16 protein-coding genes and 3 tRNA genes are annotated in these 18,168 nt (G+C 34.3%); 16 read left to right on the top strand and 3 right to left on the bottom strand.

From position 1 onward, the window contains the following. Positions 1–133: 133 nt before the first annotated feature. Positions 134–238, bottom strand: coding sequence for a hypothetical protein (locus AC1RPX_RS07000; protein WP_481762193.1), 105 nt, complete (start codon positions 236–238; stop codon positions 134–136). Positions 239–355: 117 nt separating this feature from the next. After that, the gene (locus AC1RPX_RS06995) at positions 356–571 is read right to left on the bottom strand and encodes a transposase (protein ID WP_481761913.1); all 216 of its coding nucleotides are present in this window, start codon (positions 569–571) and stop codon (positions 356–358) included. A 193-nt stretch (positions 572–764) separates the two neighbouring features. On the opposite strand from AC1RPX_RS06995, the gene AC1RPX_RS06990 reads away from it, so the two are divergent. From AC1RPX_RS06990 to AC1RPX_RS06955, 8 genes are all read left to right on the top strand, one after another. Then, positions 765–2,222 carry a peptide MFS transporter gene (locus tag AC1RPX_RS06990; protein WP_481761865.1) on the top strand — a complete coding sequence of 486 codons (1,458 nt, stop codon included), beginning with the start codon at positions 765–767 and terminating at the stop codon, positions 2,220–2,222. 60 nt (positions 2,223–2,282) lie between these two features. Further along, complete coding sequence (locus AC1RPX_RS06985; RefSeq protein ID WP_481761866.1) at positions 2,283–3,107, top strand: metallophosphoesterase; 825 nt, start codon at positions 2,283–2,285, stop codon at positions 3,105–3,107. A 66-nt stretch (positions 3,108–3,173) separates the two neighbouring features. Then, positions 3,174–3,257 (top strand) — tRNA-Tyr (locus AC1RPX_RS06980). Positions 3,258–3,271: 14 nt separating this feature from the next. Beyond that, positions 3,272–3,343, top strand: a tRNA-Gln gene (locus AC1RPX_RS06975). A 113-nt stretch (positions 3,344–3,456) separates the two neighbouring features. Then, positions 3,457–4,254 carry a pyrroline-5-carboxylate reductase gene (gene proC, locus AC1RPX_RS06970; RefSeq protein ID WP_481761867.1) on the top strand — a complete coding sequence of 266 codons (798 nt, stop codon included), beginning with the start codon at positions 3,457–3,459 and terminating at the stop codon, positions 4,252–4,254. A gap of 73 nt (positions 4,255–4,327) precedes the next feature. Then, complete coding sequence (gene nagA, locus AC1RPX_RS06965; protein WP_481761914.1) at positions 4,328–5,455, top strand: N-acetylglucosamine-6-phosphate deacetylase; 1,128 nt, start codon at positions 4,328–4,330, stop codon at positions 5,453–5,455. Positions 5,456–5,480: 25 nt separating this feature from the next. Continuing rightward, entirely contained in the window at positions 5,481–6,182 is a 702-nt protein-coding gene (locus AC1RPX_RS06960; RefSeq protein ID WP_481761868.1) for a GntR family transcriptional regulator, read from the top strand. Positions 6,183–6,336: 154 nt separating this feature from the next. Further along, entirely contained in the window at positions 6,337–7,566 is a 1,230-nt protein-coding gene (locus AC1RPX_RS06955; RefSeq protein WP_481761869.1) for a NupC/NupG family nucleoside CNT transporter, read from the top strand. A gap of 41 nt (positions 7,567–7,607) precedes the next feature. On the opposite strand, the gene AC1RPX_RS06950 is transcribed toward AC1RPX_RS06955, so the two are convergent. After that, on the bottom strand, positions 7,608–8,354 hold the full coding sequence (locus AC1RPX_RS06950; RefSeq protein WP_481761870.1) for a WecB/TagA/CpsF family glycosyltransferase: 747 nt from the start codon (positions 8,352–8,354) through the stop codon (positions 7,608–7,610). A 160-nt stretch (positions 8,355–8,514) separates the two neighbouring features. On the opposite strand from AC1RPX_RS06950, the gene AC1RPX_RS06945 reads away from it, so the two are divergent. The 8 genes from AC1RPX_RS06945 to AC1RPX_RS06910 all read left to right on the top strand — a co-directional run bounded on the left by AC1RPX_RS06945 (position 8,515) and on the right by AC1RPX_RS06910 (position 18,167). Next, entirely contained in the window at positions 8,515–9,978 is a 1,464-nt protein-coding gene (locus tag AC1RPX_RS06945) for a nicotinate phosphoribosyltransferase (protein ID WP_481761871.1), read from the top strand. A 12-nt stretch (positions 9,979–9,990) separates the two neighbouring features. Further along, complete coding sequence (gene nadE / locus AC1RPX_RS06940; RefSeq protein ID WP_481761872.1) at positions 9,991–10,818, top strand: ammonia-dependent NAD(+) synthetase; 828 nt, start codon at positions 9,991–9,993, stop codon at positions 10,816–10,818. 202 nt (positions 10,819–11,020) lie between these two features. Next, positions 11,021–13,675: a cation-translocating P-type ATPase gene (locus AC1RPX_RS06935; RefSeq protein ID WP_481761873.1), complete on the top strand. Its 2,655-nt coding sequence runs from the start codon at positions 11,021–11,023 to the stop codon at positions 13,673–13,675. Between the two features lie 15 nt (positions 13,676–13,690). Further along, positions 13,691–14,131 (top strand): hypothetical protein, encoded by a 441-nt coding sequence (locus AC1RPX_RS06930; protein ID WP_481761874.1) that lies wholly within the window; start codon positions 13,691–13,693, stop codon positions 14,129–14,131. Between the two features lie 97 nt (positions 14,132–14,228). Beyond that, the gene (locus AC1RPX_RS06925) at positions 14,229–16,403 is read left to right on the top strand and encodes a Tex family protein (protein WP_481761875.1); all 2,175 of its coding nucleotides are present in this window, start codon (positions 14,229–14,231) and stop codon (positions 16,401–16,403) included. A gap of 1 nt (position 16,404) precedes the next feature. Next, positions 16,405–16,857 carry a SprT family protein gene (locus tag AC1RPX_RS06920; RefSeq protein WP_481761876.1) on the top strand — a complete coding sequence of 151 codons (453 nt, stop codon included), beginning with the start codon at positions 16,405–16,407 and terminating at the stop codon, positions 16,855–16,857. A gap of 59 nt (positions 16,858–16,916) precedes the next feature. Continuing rightward, a tRNA-Leu gene (locus AC1RPX_RS06915) sits at positions 16,917–17,001 on the top strand. Positions 17,002–17,180: 179 nt separating this feature from the next. Then, a complete protein-coding gene (locus tag AC1RPX_RS06910; RefSeq protein WP_481761877.1) occupies positions 17,181–18,167 on the top strand; it encodes a beta-ketoacyl-ACP synthase III in 987 nt (328 codons plus the stop codon). Position 18,168 lies beyond the last annotated feature (1 nt).

Genomic DNA, 18,168 nt, shown 5'->3' with positions numbered 1-18,168 from the left:
GAACACAGAAGTTAAGCTTCTTAGCGCCAAGAGTAGTTGGGGGTCGCCCCCTGCGAGGGTAGGACGTTGCCATGCTATTAAAAATAAAACAATAAAATTTTACGACCGTTGCTGAATATAAAAAAAGGTGTTGTCACAAAGTGACAACACCTTTTTTTATAGTTTTATTTCTCATTACAAAGGAAACACGGTTCCTAAAATCACTAAATCCGTAGGCATTACGTTTAATAATTTTCAATTTATTGTTAGTCCCTTCCTTCAAGTAGGCTATTAGAATAAGGATAGTTAATAGCGTTTTTCACATAGTCTTCATGTTAAATTAAAATGAGTAAACAATTTTTTTAAAAAATTGAATTCAAGTTTTATTAAATGCATGCATAAGTGCATTGTAAATGTGAAATTGATCGTAAACAACTATGGCGTTCGGGAATAACAAAGTTCTCGTAAACTTGGGATACGTATAGTTTATATAAGTAACGATTACTTTAACGTTTTCGCGTGCTTCTAAAATGAACCGGATAAAATACTTAGTCACTTGATAGATTGTTCTAGCAAAAATAGCAGATACTATAGAGCATTTTTTGTTACACTATTACTTAATAATGGATATAAAATTTTTCACATATTAGAAAGACGTTAAATGATAAAACAAGTAGTAAATGATGAGATATAAGTAAAAATTTGATTTGACTATTGATATATATACATTGTATAATGTGTAATGCATTAAAATACATATACTAGATTTATATCGGAGGAAGTCCATGAAAAATAAAGATACGGCCTTTTTTGGTCATCCTAGAGGATTATCAACACTATTTTTTACAGAAATGTGGGAGCGATTCAGTTATTACGGAATGCGAGCAATTCTTTTATACTATATGATTTCAGAAGTGGATGGGCTTGGTTATAATCAAGCTACAGCCATGTCAATTATGTCCATTTATGGATCATTAATTTATTTATCAGGTGTCATTGGAGGTTTCGTTAGTGATCGCCTTTGGGGTAGTAGAAAAACAGTGTTTATTGGTGGAATACTAATAATGCTAGGACATATTGTTCTTGCAACACCCTTTAAATCAGTTGCTTTATTCATATCTATCGCGTTAATCGTATTGGGAACAGGGTTGTTAAAACCTAATGTTTCTGAAATGGTTGGTGGATTATACAATAGTAAGGATCCAAGACGTGATTCTGGTTTCAGTATCTTTGTATCTGGGATTAATATTGGTGCTTTGATTGCACCGTTGCTAGTTGGATGGGTTGGTCAAGAATATAATTACCACGTTGGATTCTCATTAGCAGCTATTGGGATGTTTTTCGGCTTAGTTCAATATTACTTTGACGGAAGAAAATATTTAACAAAAGATAGTTTATATCCTAATGACCCTATTCAACCTAACGAATTATCAACTATTCTTAAAAAATCTTCAATCGGTGTTATAGCTTTAGCTTTAATTTTAGTTATCATGTTCCTATTTAAATCATTAAATATTACGAATGTCATTCTTTTAATCACAATTCTTGCAGTTATCATCCCTGTCTATTACTTTACAATGATGTTAACAAGTAAGAAAACAACAAAAATTGAACGATCAAGACTTACAGCGTATATTCCGTTATTTATTGCCAGTATCTTATTCTGGTCAATTGAAGAACAAGGTTCAGTTGTTTTAGCAATGTTTGCGTCAACTAGAACGCAGTTAAGTGCTTTTGGGTTCACTTTCCCAGCTAGTTTCTTTCAAAGTATGAATCCGTTATTCATATTAATCTATGTTCCAATATTTGCTTGGTTATGGGTTAAATTAGGATCGAAACAACCTAGTTCTCCAGCTAAATTTTCAATTGGTCTAGTATTTGCTGGAGCATCTTTCCTTTGGATGATGCTCCCTGGTGTTCTTTTTGGAACAGATACTAAAGTTGGCCCATTATGGTTAGTTGCAAGTTGGATGATGGTTATGCTTGGTGAAGTTTTGGTTTCTCCAGTTGGCTTATCAATTACTACTAAACTTGCACCAAAAAGTTTTCAATCTCAAATGATGAGTGTTTGGTTCTTGAGTGATGCTGTTGCTCAAGCATTGAATTCACAAATTGTTCGGTTATACACACCCGCTACTGAATCAATGTACTTTGCTGTAGTTGGTGGAATTACTGTTGCCTTTGGTATTATGTTGAGTTTCTTTATTCCAAGAATTCATAAATTAATGGAAGGCGTTAATTAAATAGATTTTTAATGAAAGATATGTTAATTTTAATTAACATATCTTTTTTTGGAGGGAAACATGACAATTATTGCAACTAGTAGTGATAATCACTTTGATATTAATAAAGTTGATGTGGATATAATTATTGATGAACAAGTAAATTATCTATTAGCGAAAAATATTGAGTATTATCTTATTACAGGAGATTTATTTAATGATTTTAATAAAACGATTGATTATATTATTAGACTGAAAAGAAAGTTAAATAATAAAATTGTTGTCTTATTTATTGCAGGTAACCATGACATGGTTAAAAATATAACATTTGATGAGCTAGAAAGTGTAGTGAATGATTCTTATCTCCATAATCAATATTTGGATATCTCCGGCACTGAATGGCGTATTATAGGTAATAATGGATGGTACGATTACAGTTACTCAAAACAGCTAAAACGGTCTGATAAAGAAATGCTACATTGGAAAACAAACTATTGGATCGATCGTAAAATTGTTCAACCAATGCCAGATGTCGAGAGATTTAAATTAAGTTTAAGACAAACTGAAAAATTATTGAGTGATGCGAAACAATTAAATAAAAAAATAATATTTATGACTCATTTTGTACCTAATGAATTGTATATTAAAATTAATAATGATAATCGTTTCTGGAACGTTGCAAACGGCATGTTAGGTAGTCAAAAGATGGGAGATCTGTTAGAATACTATAAAGTAGAAAAAGTTTTATTTGGGCACCTCCATATCAAACATGATCCTATTCAAATTAATGAAACGACGTATTATACGAAGCCAGTGGGATATGGGCGGAAAAAATATAACGAATGGACGAAAAATACGTTCTTCGATGAGTGGAAATTTACGTTACAAATAATTAATTTAAAATAATTGAAAAAAAAGCTTGATTTTTAATCCATTTATTTGTATGATAGTTAAGTCGGATAAAGCTGATATGGAAGAGTAGCGAAGAGGCTAAACGCGGCGGACTGTAAATCCGCTCCTTCGGGTTCGGTGGTTCGAATCCACTCTCTTCCACCATTATTTTATAATATTGGGTTATAGCCAAGCGGTAAGGCAACAGGTTTTGATCCTGTCATGCGATGGTTCGAATCCATCTAACCCAACTAGCTAAAAGCAGATACTTAGGTATCTGCTTTTTTGTTTTATTTGTTATTTTATTTTTTTTTGCGGTATGATGGAGATAGTAATTAAATATAATAATTGAAATGAGGAAACTATGAAAATTGGATTTATTGGAGCTGGTAATATGGCTCGAGCAATTATTGAAGGTTTAGTAGAAGCAGAATTTATCGCGCCAAAAGAAATTTTGGTACACAGTGCAAGAGAGTCCAGCTATGTACCTTATGCTGAAGCTAATGGCTTTACAGCGTTAGGTAGCAATGCTCAGGTGGTTAGTGAGGCTGACGTTGTTTTTCTTGCTGTTAAACCAATTGTCTTAGGTATGGTTTTAGCAGAAATTAAAGAGTCAGTGAAGGAATACAAACCTATGCTAATTTCTATTGTATCAGGTGTTTCAATCTCTGAAATTGAATTAGAATTAGATAATCATTCAGTTGGTATTTTAAGAACAATGCCAAATGTTAACGCAACGGTTTCCGAAAGTATGACTGCGTTAGTCGGTAATGATATTTTGACAGATAAACAAATGAAACAAGGTACTGATTTATTTGATACTATTGGTGAAACGATGGAGATTGCTGAACGCGATTTTAGCACGTTTGTTGCTCTTGCTGGTAGCTCACCAGCATTTATTTACTTATTTATTGATACGCTTGCACGTGCAGGCGTTAAATATGGCTTACCAAAAGATAAAGCAACTAAGATTGCTGCTCAAGCTGTACTAGGCAGTGCAAAAAAGGTCTTAGCTACTGATGAAGTGCCATGGAAATTAATTGATGAGGTTTCATCTCCGGGTGGCACAACTATTGCTGGATTGCTTGCAATGGAAGAGGCTGGATTTATGAATTCTATTATTAAAGCAGTTGATGCAACTGTGGCTAAAGACAAAAACTAAATTTGATATGACCTTGTTTTTTTGGTCTATACCGATTATACTAAGTTTATAAATTGAAGGGATGGCGGATAAGATGAGTATTGTTTTAAAACATGCAGTTATCTACACGGGTTCAGAAAAAATTGAAGATGCATATATTCGATTTGATAAACAAATTAGTGCAATGGGGCCAATGAGCGAATACAAAGCTTTAGCCTCTGATGAGGTTAGAGATGTAGAAGGGAAAATTATTGTTCCTGGATTTATTGACGTTCACAGCCATGGTGGATATAGTTTTGATGCTATGGATGGTGATTCTAAACAAATTAATGAAATGGTTACCGATATGATTCACGAAGGTGTTACGACTTATTTCGCAACGACAATGACCCAATCACATGAAAATATTGCTAATGCTATGGTTGGTATCAAAAAAGCCGCTGAAGTGAACCCTGTTATTCAAGGAATTCATCTTGAAGGACCATTTATTTCTCCTGTTTTTAAAGGCGCACAGCCTGAAAAATATATTGAGGCACCTGATACAAAGTTATTTGATAAATGGAATGAATTATCAGGACATATGATCAAATTAGTGACTTATGCACCGGAACATAAAACGTCACCTGAATTTGAAGAGTATTGTATCAAGAATGGTATCGTACCTTCAGTGGGCCATAGTAACGCTACTCGCGAAGAAATGAAACATTCTCGAGCAAGTCATGTCACTCATTTATACAATGCACAACGCGAATTTAAGCATCGTGAACCAGGTGTAACTGGACATGCATTTTTAGAGGATAATATTTATACAGAAATTATTGCTGATGGTTTTCATATTGTGCCAGATATGATTAAACTAGCCTATGATTTAAAAGGACCTAAACGTATTGAATTAATTACTGACTCGATGCGTGCTAAAGGAATGCCTGAAGGCTTAAGCGAACTTGGCGGGCAAAAAGTTATTGTTAAAGACAAACAAGCAAGATTAGAATCTGGTAATTTAGCAGGCTCTGTTTTACAATATCAAGATGCATTTAAAAATATTATGAAATTTACTGGTTGTGGTATCGAAGAAGCTGTATTGATGAGTTCTGTCAATCAAGCTAGGGAATTCAATTTAACATCAAAAGGTGCTATTGAAATCGGAAAAGATGCTGATATGAACTTATTTGATGCTAACATGCAACTAGAAAGCACATATAGCTTTGGACGTAAATTTTAATAAAAGGTTAGGAAGGTAATTGTTAATGGGATCTCCCATATATATTCAAATTCATAATGAAATGAAAAAAACAATTGAATCTGGTGAATGGGAAGTTGGCAATCGTATTCCGGCTGAACGTGAACTTGCTGTTGTATTTGGTGTCAGCAGAATGACGCTTAGACAGGCAATTCAAACCTTGGTAGATGAAGGTATTCTAGAACGTCATGTTGGTGATGGAACCTACGTTGCTCGTAAGAAGGTTCAAGAAAAGATGTCAGGTGTGACTAGTTTTACTGACCTAATGGCTGAACAGGGAAAAGTGGCTTCAAGTAAGACGATCACTTATCATGTTACAACGCCTTCATTAAGTGAAATTGAAAAGTTACAATTGATCGATGGCGAACTAGTCTTACGAATGGAACGAATTCGTTATGCTGATGGTTTACCGATTTGTTTTGAAGTTGCTACGGTTCCTAATAAATTAGTTGAGGGTTATAGTAAAACTGAAATTACGAGCTCTTTATATCGAACATTGGAAGAAAAAGCCAATTTAACATTGGGAGGGGCACAACAGACAGTGTCTGCTATGTCAGCTGCTGAAAGCATAGCGGATTATCTATCAATCAAGCGTGGTGAAGCGATTTTGAGGCTTCGTCAAGTTAGCTTTTTGAAAAATGGTGAACCTTTTGAATATGTTCGGACACAATATGTAGGGAATCGCTTTGAATTTTATCTAGAAAAATAAAGTTTAAGAAATTATTAATTGCTCTCTTTCAACCATATCAATGGATGAGATAGAGTAATTTTTTTTTTGAGAAATCTGTTCGATTGACATCAATTTGAGATAACGCTATATTATTTAAGAGCAAAAAATAAATTATCTGAAGGGGTTTTAAGATATGTATTTATTAGTTAATATTTTCGGTGTTGCCATTTTTATTTTAGTTGCATTTGCGTTTTCCAAGAAAAAGAGAGAAGTCAATTGGAAATCAATCGCAATTATGGTCGTTATTAATTTATTTTTAGCTTGGTTCTTAACAAAATTCTCATTAGGACGTGATCTTGTAGAAGGCGCGGCTAATGGGTTTAATTGGCTAATGCAGGCCGCATATCAAGGTATTCAATTTATGGTACCCGCTATGCCTAAAGTAACTGATATGGGATTTTTCATGAGTGTTCTATTACCAGTTATTATGATTGTGCCATTGTTTGATATTTTAACGTACATTGGCGTTCTTCCATTTATTATTAAGTGGATTGGCCGTGGGTTATCAAAAATTACAGGCCAACCAAAATTTGAATCATTTTTCTCAGTAGAAATGATGTTTTTGGGAAATACTGAAGCATTAGCTGTTTCAAGCCTTCAGTTGAAACTAATGAAATCAGAACGGAACTTAACTTTGGCAATGATGTCAATGAGCTGTGTGACGGCTTCAATCATTGGTGCTTATACAACAATGATGCCAGGTCAATATATCTTAACAGCTGTTCCAATTAATATTATTAATGCTATTATTATAACAAGTATTTTAAATCCAGTTGAAGTAACAGAAGAAGAAGATACTATTGCTGAAATGACAGGTAGTAACTCAAATGATTTAGAAACTTCTGAATCAGATAATAAAAGAGAACCCTTTTTCGCTTTCTTGGGTGATTCAATTTTGGGTGCTGGTAAGTTAGTCTTGATTATTGCAGCAAATGTTATTGCTTTCGTTGCTTTAGCAGCCTTGATTGATAATATTCTTGGATTAGTTAATCCAAATTTATCACTTGAAAATATTTTAGGTATTATTATGTTCCCATTTGCTTGGTTAATGGGATTCAATCCTTCAGATGCTTTCGAATTAGCACGTTACATGGGTACAAAATTAGTAACAAATGAATTTGTTGTTATGGGACAAGTATCAAGTACGATTAACTCATTTGCACCTCATTACAAAGCTGTTTTAACTGTTTTTGTTACATCGTTTGCAAACTTTTCAACAATTGGAATGATTATTGGTTGTTTCAAAGGAATTGTGGATAAAGAAAAAAATGATGTTATCGCAAGAAACGTTGGTTACATGCTATTATCTGGTATTCTAGTTTCATTATTATCAGCGGGTATGGTTGGCGTTTTCGTTTGGTAATATAACAATATGTAAAAAAGAACTAAGAAATTTTTAATTTCTTAGTTCTTTTTTTTATGTCCTCTAAATTTTTCTTTGTATATTAGTAATAAGTAACGTGGAATAGCTAGCATTCGAATAAAACGAGTCGGTTCTTGGAATAAACGATAAAGCCACTCAATATGATGATTTTGCCAAAATTGTGGCGCACGATTCACAGTACCCGCTAGAACGTCGAAACTACCACCAACACCCATCCAGATACTATCAGACACTTGGCGATTACGCTGAATAAATTCCTCCTGATTTGGAAAACCTGTTGCAACAAAAACAAAATCAGGCTGAGATATTTTAATGTTACTTACAATATCCTGATCATTTTTGAAATAACCATTATGAAATCCGACTAAATTAATGTTTGGATAATCAGACTTAATCGTTTTGGCAACTTTTTGGATGACCGTTTCGGCTGCACCAACTAGGTATATTGATTTTTGATGACTATTAGCCCATTTAAGCAGGCTCATTAAAGTATCATAGCCAGTGATTCGTTCGGGCATTGGAGTCCCTAAAATTGCTGCGCCTTTGATAATACCAATACCATCTGGTGTAACGTAGTCAGCTTGGTTAAGAATCTTTTTATAATCTGGGTGTTGTCGTGCAAATAGAACAATTTCTGGGTTGGCTGTCACGATAAATCGATTTAGATGAGCTATCGAATCAGTCGCTATCTGAGTTAAAAAAGCGTCATTAGTTGTATTAATAAATTCGATATCTAATATTTTTGTTTTTTTAAATTTATTTGGCATAATATGTCCTCACTTTTTAAACTTTGTCTCATTATAACAGAAGATAAATTTAAAATAAGTATTGAATATGACGGATTACGGAAAAAATGGTAAAATGTAGATTATAATTTGTGTGCTGGAAAAAATTCTAGTAGTGCATTCATTTTAAAGGAGAAACATCATGGTAAAAAATTACCCAGATGATAGCTATACGTTACATACGGACGTTTATCAGATTAATATGATCCAAACTTACTGGGAAAAAAATATTCATAATCAAAATGCTGTATTTGAAGTTTTCTTCAGAAATTTACCATTTTCTAATGGCTATGCGATTTTTGCAGGCTTAGAACGAGCTATTAATTATATTCAAAATTTAAAATTTTCAGAGACAGACATTGCGTATTTAAGAGAAGTGGCAGGATATCCAGATGATTTTCTTGCCTATTTAAAAGATTTTCATTTTCGTGGCACAATCAGGTCAGCTGTTGAAGGGGAAGTTGTTTTTAACGGCGAACCCATTGTCCAAATAGAAGGTCCTTTAGCAGACTGTCAATTAGTAGAAACGGCATTACTTAACATCATTAATTATCAAACATTGATTGCAACAAAATCAGCTCGTATCAAAGCTGTAGCCGGAGATGATGGTGTGTTAGAATTTGGTACAAGACGAGCACAAGAATTTGATGCAGCTATTTGGGGAACACGTGCAGCTTATATTGGTGGATTTGATGCAACTAGTAATGTCCGAGCAGGTAAAATATTTGGTATTCCTATCAGTGGAACGCATGCGCATTCATTAGTTCAAGCATACAGAGATGACTATGATGCTTTTATGGCTTACGGAACAACGCATCGTGATTGTGTCTTTTTAGTTGATACATACGATACGTTAAAAAGTGGTGTGCCAAGTGCAATTAAAGTTGCTAAAGAGTTAGGTGATAAGATTAATTTTGCCGGCGTACGAATTGATAGTGGGGATATGGCTTACATTTCGAAACGCGTTCGTGAACAATTAGATGAAGCTGGATTTACAGAAGCTAAAATTTATGCCTCAAATGACTTAGATGAAAAAACAATTACTAATTTAAAAATGCAAGGAGCTAAAATTGACGTCTGGGGCGTTGGAACTAAACTAATAACTGCCTATGATCAACCCGCCTTAGGTGCAGTTTATAAATTAGTAGCCATTGAAGGTGGCGATGGTAAAATGGTTGATACAATTAAACTCAGTAATAATGCAGAAAAAGTATCAACACCAGGTAAGAAACAAGTATGGCGTATTACTAATAAAGTTGATGGTAAAACTGAAGGAGATTACATTGCACTATCGGATGAGGAACCTCAGAAACAAGACTCACTTTATATGTTCCATCAGCAGTATACCTATATTAATAAGTTGGTAACTAACTATAATGCACGACCAATTTTACAAGATATATTTGTTGAAGGTGAACTGGTTTATAATCAGCCAGAATTGGATGCTATTAGAGAGTATTCAAGAATTCAGTTAGATGGGTTATGGGAAGAATATAAACGTGAATTAAATCCACAAGATTACCCTGTCGATTTATCACAAAAAGCTTATGATAATAAGATGGCTATCATCCAAAAAATTAGAAATAATATGAATAATATTAAATAAGGGGTGTTAATCTTGACTGACTTACAAAAGAAAATTATTGAAACTTTGAAAGTGAAATCAAGTGTAAATATTGCAGAAGAAATTCGTATGAGTATTGATTTTATGAAAGCTTATTTATTGAAACATCCATTTTTAAAATCTTTAGTTTTAGGAATTTCTGGTGGACAAGATTCAACACTTGCTGGGTATTTAGCACAACAGGCTATTCGTGAGTTACGTGAAGAAACCGGTGATAGCAATTATCAATTTATTGCAGTTCGACTACCATACGGCAATCAATCCGATGAATCTGATGCATTAGATGCTATAAAATTTATGCAGGCAGATCAAGTGGTTCGTGTAGACATTAAAGGTGCTACCGATGAAATGGTAATAAGCTTAATGGCAAACAATCTTGAAATTTCTGATTTTAATAAAGGTAATATCAAAGCTCGTCAGCGCATGATTGCTCAATATGGGATTGCCGGGGCAAAGTCAGGTGCGGTTGTGGGAACTGACCATGCTGCAGAAGCAATTACTGGATTTTATACTAAATATGGTGACGGAGGTGCTGATATTACACCACTTTGGCGTTTGAATAAGCGCCAAGGTAGAGAGATGTTAGCTTCGTTAAATGCGCCGGAACATCTGTATTTAAAAGTACCAACAGCCGATTTGGAAGAAGACCGTCCAGCGCTACCTGATGAAGTTGCCTTAGGAGTTACTTACGATAATATTGATGATTATCTTGAAGGAAAGGTAGTTTCAAAAGAAATTAGTGATAAAATTGAAAATTGGTATTTAAAGACAGAACACAAACGACATCTGCCAATTACTGTTTATGATTCTTTTTGGAAGTAAATAGTTGCGTAAGCTGTTTCATTTCAGTTATAATTAAAGAAATCATAGGGGAGTAACTGGCGGTTATCCGCGGCAATGTCACCAACAAGAAAGTTCTTTTTCTGGTATTGCCTTAAATAGTGAGACTTATGTATGTTTAAAGTTCTGCAACATACATAGGTCTTTTTTTGTATTTTGTGAAACTATTATAAGGAGGATTACTATGACAAAAAGGATTTACGCACAATCAGTTGACGAAGTTTTAGCAGGCCAAAAGACAGATTTGGCAGGGTTAACAACCCAAGAGGTTAAAGAAAGAACAGACAAGTATGGATTGAATCAGTTGTCAGAAGGTAAACGTAAAACAATATTACAAAAATTCTTTGATCAGTTTAAAGATTTCATGATAATCGTTTTAATTGTGGCTGCGTTAATTGCGGCATCATCAGGTGAAGTTGTGGACGCAATTATCATCATGTTAGTTGTTGTTTTAAACGCTGTATTCGGTGTTTTTCAAGAATCTAAGGCTGAAGAGGCAATTAATGCGTTAAAAGAAATGTCGACACCTAACGCAAATGTAAAACGAAATGGGCAAATTGAAACTGTAAAAAGTGAAAATTTAGTACCTGGAGATATTGTTTTACTTGAAGCAGGGGATGTTATTCCAGCAGATTTACGTTTAACACAGATTGCTTCTCTTAAAATTGAAGAATCTGCTTTAACTGGTGAATCAGTACCTGTTGATAAAAGTTTAAATTTATTAAATGATGAAGATGCTGGTATTGGCGATCGCCATAATATGGCGTTTATGAATAGTAATGTAACTTATGGGCGTGGTGAAGGAATCGTTGTTGGAACAGGGATGAACACTGAAGTTGGACGTATTGCAGGAATGCTCAATTCTGCCGATGAAATGAAAACACCACTACAAGATAATCTTAACCAATTAGGTAAAACATTAACTATTTTAATATTAATTATTGCTGTTATTGTTTTCTTCGTTGGTCTACAAAATGGAGATAATAGTGTCATTGATATGTTGTTAATTGCGATTTCATTAGCTGTAGCTGCAATTCCAGAAGGATTACCAGCTATTGTTACAATTATTTTAGCACTTGGAACACAAAAGATGGCAAAAAGAAATGCGATTGTTAGAAAATTACCAGCAGTTGAAACACTTGGTAGTACTGACATTATTGCATCAGATAAGACGGGTACATTAACGTTAAATCAAATGACTGTTGAAAAAATATTTATAAATAATGAGTTATTAGATGCCGATAAGGTGGAAACAAATTTAGAAAGTCCACTATACCAGGTGATGTCTTTCAGTAATGACACAAAACAAACATCTGAGGGCAATTTAATTGGTGACCCAACAGAGACGGCTCTAATTCAATATCATTTAGATCATGGATTAGATGTGGATGCATTATTAAGCAGTGAACCTCGAGTTGCTGAAGTTCCATTTGATTCAGAACGTAAATTGATGTCAACAATTCAAAAAAATGAGGATAAATCTTTTTTTGTTGCTGTTAAGGGTGCTCCCGATCAACTATTAAAACGGGTAACACGTTATATTGAAAATGGCGAAATTAAACCGATAACTGATGCACAGCTAGATTATATTATGACTAATAATCATGATATGGCAACGCAAGCATTACGCGTGTTAGCATTCGCGTATCGTGAAATGCCTGCAATTCCAGCGGTATTAGATTCAGAAACTGTGGAAAATGATTTGATTTTTGCTGGATTAGTTGGAATGATTGATCCAGAGCGACCAGAAGCTGCTGCTGCAGTTAGCGAAGCTAAGAAAGCCGGGATCCGTCCTTTGATGATTACAGGCGATCATCGCGATACTGCCGAAGCTATTGCAGTTCGATTAGGAATTGTTGAAGCTGGACAACATGAAGCAATTATTTCTGGTTCTGAATTAGATGATTTATCAGACTCAGAATTTGAAAATAAGGTTGAACAATATTCTGTATATGCAAGGGTATCGCCTGAACATAAAGTGCGAATTGTTAAAGCATGGCAGAAAAAGAATCAAGTGGTTGCTATGACTGGTGATGGTGTGAACGATGCGCCAGCTTTGAAATCGGCTGATATTGGAATTGGGATGGGTATTACAGGAACTGAAGTATCTAAAGGTGCTTCAGATATGGTTCTCGCTGATGATAATTTTGCGACAATTGTTTTTGCTGTTAAGGAAGGACGAAAAGTCTTTTCTAATATTCAAAAATCAATTCAATATTTACTTTCTGCAAACTTAGGTGAAGTATTAACCTTGTTTGTTATGACAATGATGGGTTGGAGTATTTTGGCACCAGTCCATATTTTGTGGATTAACTTGGTAACAGATACATTTCCCGCAATTGCACTTGGTGTAGAACCTGCTGAAAAAGGATTGATGGATCAAAAACCACGTGGACGTAAATCAAACTTCTTCTCTGGTGGTGTGATGCCAAGTATTATTTATCAAGGTATCTTAGAAGGGGCTATAACATTATTTGTTTATTGGTTGGCTTTAACGTATCCTGTTCATATGGGTGATAAATTAATTCATGCAGATGCTTTAACAATGGCTTTTGCAACATTAGGATTAATTCAGTTATTCCATGCATTCAATGTTAAATCAATCCATGGGTCAATCTTCAACCGTAATATCTTTAAAAATGTGACGTTTAATTGGTCAATTTTGGCATCATTTGCGTTGCTCGCAGCAACTATTTTAATCCCCGGATTAAATAAAATGTTCCATGTTAGCCATTTAGATATGTATCAATGGGGTATTGTTTTAGCGGGATCATTCTCAATTATTGTGATTGTTGAAATTGTGAAGCTTGGCCAACGATTATTCAGAAAAAATAAATAAAAGGAAGTTTATATCTTGAAAAAAAGAGTTAATGTAAATTATTATATCAATGCGTTAAATGATGTTGCGCAAGCAACTGAAGAAATGGGTAATTCTTTAAATGATCATTACGAAGTAATGGAAAAAGCCATTACTGCAGGTGACTTTTCTATTGTTTCAGATGATGAATTCACAACTACTAAAGAAAAATTTGTTGAAGGTACAGCAAGTTACCAAGAAAATTTAAGCAAATTAGATGATTTACAAGTACCCATTCCTGTTTTGGGAAAACATAAAAAATTAATTAGTGGTTATCGTACTTTTGTTGAAGGTTGCGATGAGATGACAAGTAGTATTAATGTTGAGAAACATCTTGTCGAGGTTGATGCATTTAAAGCTTCAGAAGAAAAACAAGATAAAGGAATGACGCAAACAACTGATATGATGCAACGTATCATGCAACAAATTTTAGGTTAAATTTAATTAAAGAGATTGATATTAGGAATGGTTGTACTGACGCCTATTATTAGTCTCTTTTTTATGAACAAAAAATATTCGAATTGAGGTCGTTATCATGGAAAAAAACATTATGCCGTTAGTATTAAAAGAGCTAAATCAGTATCGAGAAAAACAAATTAACGCAGTTTTAGGGATGCTTGATGAAGGAAATACTGTTCCATTTATTGCACGATATCGAAAAGAAAGAACAGATAGTTTAGACGAAGTTCAAATTCGTGAAATTGAGACAACTTATAAACATGTTGAGAGTTTAGAAAAACGTAAAGCAGAAGTTATCCACATAATTGAAGAACAAGGTAATTTAACAGAAGCTTTAAAAAATAAAATTAGTTTAGCAAAAAAATTGCAACAGATTGAAGATTATTATTTACCTTTTAAACAAAAACGTCGTACTAAGGCCACTATTGCCAAAGAGGCTGGATTAGAACCATTTGCCAAATGGTTGTTGACATTCCCCCAAACAGCAGCTGAAATTAATCAGAAAGCAAGCACATTTATTAATGTTGATGCTGAAATTTTAACTGAAGAAGACGTTTTTGCTGGGGTACATGAAATTTTAGCTGAAGCATTTGGTGAAAGTGCCGAATATCGTGAGTGGATTCGTAAAGTAACTCAAAAAGATAGTTTGTTTGAAGCAAAAGTTAAAGCTGAAGAAAAAGACGAAAAAGGTATTTATCGTGATTACTATGAGTTTAGTGAATCTTTAAAATCAGTCGTTCCGCATCGTGTACTGGCAATTAATCGTGGTGAAAAAGAGGGAATCTTAAAAGCTTCCGTTGTTGTACCAGAACAAGCAATTATGACATTTATGCATTTTAGAATTATTGGGAAAAATAGTGGTGACGCTGTACCAATCATTGAAAATGCGTATCAAGATAGTTATAAACGCTTTATTAAACCATCAATTGAGCGTGAAATTCGTAAAGGTATGACAGAGGTTGCTGAAGAACAAGCTATTAATGTGTTTGGGGATAACTTATACCATTTACTTATGCAAGCACCATTAAAAGGGAAAGTTGTTTTAGGTTTTGATCCAGCCTATCGAACAGGCTGTAAGTTAGCCATCGTGGATGGTACAGGTAAATTCTTAGACAAATTGGTAATTTATCCACATAAACCTGCAAATGGTGAAAAACGTGCCGCAGCTGCTGGACAATTTAAACAGTTCCTTGAAAAATACCAAGTTGAAATGATTGCAATTGGAAATGGAACAGCAAGTCGAGAATCTGAACAATTTGTTTCAGATATTTTAAAAGAAATCGAACGGCCAATTTTTTATGTCATTGTAAATGAGGCTGGGGCATCGGTTTATTCAGCTAGTCAAGCAGCTCGTGATGAATTCCCAGAACTTCACGTTGAAGAACGCTCTGCTATTAGTATCGGCCGTAGATTGCAAGATCCTTTGGCTGAATTAATTAAGATTGATCCTAAATCTGTTGGAGTCGGTCAGTATCAACATGATGTTGCTGAAAAAAAATTGGATGCACAGTTAGATGTCGTGATTGAAGATGCTGTGAATAAAGTTGGGGTTAATTTAAATACAGCTAGTTCAGAGCTATTAACAAAAATTTCTGGATTAAATTTAACAATTGCTAAAAATGTTGTTACTTATCGTGACGAAAATGGTAAATTTACGAAGCGTCAACAACTTAAGAAAGTACCACGCTTAGGACCAAAAGCTTATGAACAAGCAATTGGATTTTTACGTATTGTTTCTGGGGATAACATTTTAGATAATACTGATATTCATCCTGAAAGTTATCCACTAACAAAGATTTTGTTGAAAGAATTGGGGATAAAAATAACTAATTTGGGTAAAACTGAGACAAATGACCAATTAGCACAGACAAATGCTGAAAATTTGGCACAAGTTGTGGGTAGTGGTGTGGAAACAGTAGCAGATATTCTAGCTAGTTTACAAAAACCAGGCCGTGATTTACGTGACGATATGCCGGCACCGTTACTACGACACGATGTGTTAACAATTGAGGACTTAGAACCCGGCATGTCATTACAAGGAACCGTTCGGAACGTAATTGATTTTGGTGCGTTTGTAGATATTGGTGTTAAACAAGATGGACTTGTCCACATTTCACAATTAACAGATAAGTTCGTTAAGAAACCAAGTGAAGTGGTTGCGGTTGGGGACATAGTTACAGTGTGGGTAATGGAAGTTGATTTGAAACGTAATCGCGTTCAGTTAACAATGAAACGACCAACGGATAAATAAGATGACTGATTTTGAATTAACAGCTTTAGTTCAAAACTTATCCACAACTTTTTTTAAGCAGCCATTTATCCACAAAGCAACATTTAATAAAAGACTACGAACGACGGGTGGACGGTATCGATTAAATGACCATAATATTGAAATTAATCCTAAAATGCTGACGGAACATGGTGAGGATATTTTAATAGGTGTTATCAAGCATGAATTATGTCATTATCATCTGCATATTGCTAAAAAGGGTTATCAACATCGTGATCATGATTTCAAACAGCTACTGACAATTGTAGGTGGTAGCCGGTTTGCCCCTCTTGGTCCAAAACAGGCTAAAAAGAAAAGAGTTATTCACTATCAATGCTCTAATTGTGGACAACAGTATCAACGACAAAGAAAAATTAACCTGTCACGCTACGTTTGCTCGAAGTGTCGAAGTAAGTTAATTTTAATGGAATACTAATTTATTTTAAATGGGACTTGTAACAAGGAACAATTTTTGCTACAATTATGATTGTTCTTGCGAGTATGGCGGAATTGGCAGACGCGTCAGACTAAGGATCTGGTGGGATAATATCCCGTGATGGTTCGAATCCATTTACTCGCATAATAGTTTTACTTAAAAGCACTCGACCTTGTTACTATGGGGTTTAGTGCTTTTTTTAATGAAAGATTGCCATACTGGCGTATTATGAAATTAAAGAATTATTAAGCGTTAATTATTTTGGTGTCTTAATTTTGCGATTATTGATAAAATAGAATGAATTAAACTTAACGACTGGGAGAATGGGTAAATTGAATAATTATGTCAAAATAAAAAATATGGCACATTTTGTGCCGGAACGAATTGTGACAAATAATGAATTAGCTAAATTTATGCCAACCTCGGATGAATGGATAGTGGCGCATACTGGGATTAAAACACGACACTATGCAATTGATGAAAATACATCAGATTTGAGTACAAAAGTAGCAAATGAACTTTTACTTAAATCTGGGTATGAAGCCACAGATATTGATTTAATTATTATTTCCACAATTTCGCCAGACGCCTTAACACCATCGACAGCTGCGATTGTTCAAGGAAATATTGGCGCAATGAACGCCTTTGCTTTCGATATTAGCGCTGCTTGTGCGGGATTTATATTTGCTATGAGTACCGCAGAAAAGTTTTTACGTACAGGGCAATACAAACGGGCAATTGTGATTAGTGCAGAAGTTAACTCAAAAATGATGGATTTTAAGGATCGAACAAGCGCTGTATTTTTTGGAGACGGTGCAGGTGGTGCTCTTCTTGAAGCCTCAAATAATTCAGCGGATGAAAGCTTTATTGCTGAAAAAATAGAAACAAATGGGCAAAAAAAGGATGTTATTCATAGTGGACGTATTGAACCATTAAGTGATGTTAATGAAGATAATTATCCAACAATAGATGCATTTTTCCAAGAGGGACGAGATGTGTTTGAATTTGCTACAACAGTTGTGCCTAATCAGATGAAACAATTACTTAAAGATAATAAGTTAAAAACAAGTGATATTGATTTGGTTGTTTGCCATCAAGCAAATTTAAGAATTATTGAAACAATTGCTGATGAGTTAGGGATGCCAATTGAAAAATTTGCAACAAGTGTTATTCATCACGGAAATACATCTTCAGCCGGGATTCCAATGGCCCTAAATGAAGCAATTCAACAAGGGTTTACGGGTGGTACAGTTTTATTAACTGGATTTGGAGCTGGCTTAGCATATGGAAGTTTACTAATAAAAATTTAAG

This window comes from Dellaglioa sp. CoH-56-MRSF-14, from assembly GCF_056782115.1.
This window is presented reverse-complemented; position numbering and strand designations above follow the sequence as displayed.

Excerpts from the sequence above, each read along its gene's own strand:
- AC1RPX_RS06990 (WP_481761865.1), top strand. The coding sequence starts at position 765 with ATGAAAAATAAAGATACGGCCTTTTTTGGTCATCCTAGAGGATTATCA.
- AC1RPX_RS06985 (WP_481761866.1), top strand. The coding sequence starts at position 2,283 with ATGACAATTATTGCAACTAGTAGTGATAATCACTTTGATATTAATAAA.
- proC (WP_481761867.1), top strand. The coding sequence starts at position 3,457 with ATGAAAATTGGATTTATTGGAGCTGGTAATATGGCTCGAGCAATTATT.
- nagA (WP_481761914.1), top strand. The coding sequence starts at position 4,328 with ATGAGTATTGTTTTAAAACATGCAGTTATCTACACGGGTTCAGAAAAA.
- AC1RPX_RS06960 (WP_481761868.1), top strand. The coding sequence starts at position 5,481 with ATGGGATCTCCCATATATATTCAAATTCATAATGAAATGAAAAAAACA.
- AC1RPX_RS06955 (WP_481761869.1), top strand. The coding sequence starts at position 6,337 with ATGTATTTATTAGTTAATATTTTCGGTGTTGCCATTTTTATTTTAGTT.
- AC1RPX_RS06950 (WP_481761870.1), bottom strand. The coding sequence starts at position 8,354 with ATGCCAAATAAATTTAAAAAAACAAAAATATTAGATATCGAATTTATT.
- AC1RPX_RS06945 (WP_481761871.1), top strand. The coding sequence starts at position 8,515 with ATGGTAAAAAATTACCCAGATGATAGCTATACGTTACATACGGACGTT.
- AC1RPX_RS06935 (WP_481761873.1), top strand. The coding sequence starts at position 11,021 with ATGACAAAAAGGATTTACGCACAATCAGTTGACGAAGTTTTAGCAGGC.
- AC1RPX_RS06925 (WP_481761875.1), top strand. The coding sequence starts at position 14,229 with ATGGAAAAAAACATTATGCCGTTAGTATTAAAAGAGCTAAATCAGTAT.
- AC1RPX_RS06920 (WP_481761876.1), top strand. The coding sequence starts at position 16,405 with ATGACTGATTTTGAATTAACAGCTTTAGTTCAAAACTTATCCACAACT.
- AC1RPX_RS06910 (WP_481761877.1), top strand. The coding sequence starts at position 17,181 with ATGGGTAAATTGAATAATTATGTCAAAATAAAAAATATGGCACATTTT.